This window comes from Photorhabdus africana (assembly GCF_035181445.1).
Lineage (GTDB): Bacteria > Pseudomonadota > Gammaproteobacteria > Enterobacterales > Enterobacteriaceae > Photorhabdus > Photorhabdus laumondii.
In genome coordinates this window covers 1-552 of sequence record NZ_JAXBVE010000154.1, presented here as the reverse complement: position 1 = coordinate 552, position 552 = coordinate 1, and the positions used below count along the sequence as shown (strand labels likewise).

Sequence of the window (552 nt, the reverse complement as noted above, 5' to 3'; positions counted from 1 at the left end):
CTTCACATTCTTTCCTACCGAGGCTGATTCTAACGCTGATAGATACTGAGTTCTATTTTTGAGTTTAATCACCGTCCAGGGGTATCCTCCGATTACCAGTAAGAAATTCATTAAGAATCTGGCAGTGCGGCCATTACCATCGGGGAACGGATGAATATAACCCAGAAAAAGATGTCCCAAGATAGCCTTTACCACAAAGTACTTCTCGTTAGCGATCAACCCTTTCAGGGCTTCCATACAGTCCATCAACTGCTCGCTGGAGGGCGGTACATGCATTGAAGTGCGGATATAGATCGGTCCTTTGCGAAATCCCGCTAAATCCAGTCTGTTGATAATTCCGGCATCTACACAGGGATTGAACAACGCAGTGAACCAGTCAGTCAAGCCAACGTCAATCAGGTAGTGGATATCCAAGCCTTCCTTATCTTCATGTGCCTCACGCAGTAGCTCTTTCACTTTGTTAAAGGCATCGAAATAGCCTCTGGCAGCCATCGCATCCTTCTGTTCCTTGTCCCTTTGGATGGTATCCGGCGACCAGTCACCTTTAGACAG

General features: G+C 46.7%; 1 protein-coding gene. It reads right to left on the bottom strand.

Features of this window, described 5'->3' with window-relative positions:
* Positions 1–552: Fic family protein (locus SLS51_RS23180; RefSeq protein ID WP_323840830.1), on the bottom strand; the 552-nt coding region annotated here is incomplete at both ends.